General features: G+C 49.0%; 1 protein-coding gene. It reads right to left on the bottom strand.

What is annotated here, in order from left to right; all coding sequences use genetic code 11:
• On the bottom strand, positions 1–659 hold a 659-nt coding region (locus ACWHAR_RS26685), incomplete at its 3' end, for a PTS transporter subunit EIIC (RefSeq protein WP_452088378.1).
• Between the last annotated feature and the right edge of the window lie 76 nt (positions 660–735).

The raw sequence follows: 735 nt of genomic DNA, 5'->3' as shown, positions 1-735 counted from the left end.
CCTACGACATTGTGCAGACTCTGAAAAGGTGTCATTTCAATCAGAAGGCGCGCCAGCCACACGAGAAACACAATGATAAAGCCGGGAATCAGCGCGACAAACGATTTGCTTACCGCAGGCGGCACACCGTCTGGCATTTTGAAGACGATATTTTTTTGAATAATGTACCGATAGATTTCGGTTGAAAACAAGGCGATCAGCATGGCGACAAATAAGCCCTTGCTGCCAAGCAGCGTGATCGGGATTCCGCCCCCTACCATGATGGACTCCGTTGAGCCATGCGGTGTAAACGGCACCTCAAACGGCGTTGCCAGCAGAAATGCGGCAATTGAAATCGCTCCGGCAGAAAGGGCATCGACACCATAGCTTTCTGCCAGCCGATAGGCGATCCCAAAAGCGGCGATCATCGCCATAATATCAAACGAAGCATTGACGGGATATCCGAGCTTATCAGCCCACTCTTTCCCAAACACACTCGCCATGAAATCAGCATACCCCGGAATCGGCAGGCTCGTTAAAATCAAGAAGACAGATCCGATAATAATCAGCGGCATGGTCAGGATAATTCCGTCACGCAAAGCGCTGAGATGCCGCTGTCCGGCAATTTTCCCGGCGACAGGCATTATTTTTTCTTCCATTACCCGAGTGAATGCGCTCATCTTAAAAGCCCCCTTTTCTCATTGCTTTGTGAACAACCTCCGCAATGTTTTCTTTATCTTATTTTGAAAACGCTTA

The sequence above is a fragment of the Bacillus sp. LR--39 genome, from assembly GCF_053613335.1.
This window is presented reverse-complemented; position numbering and strand designations above follow the sequence as displayed.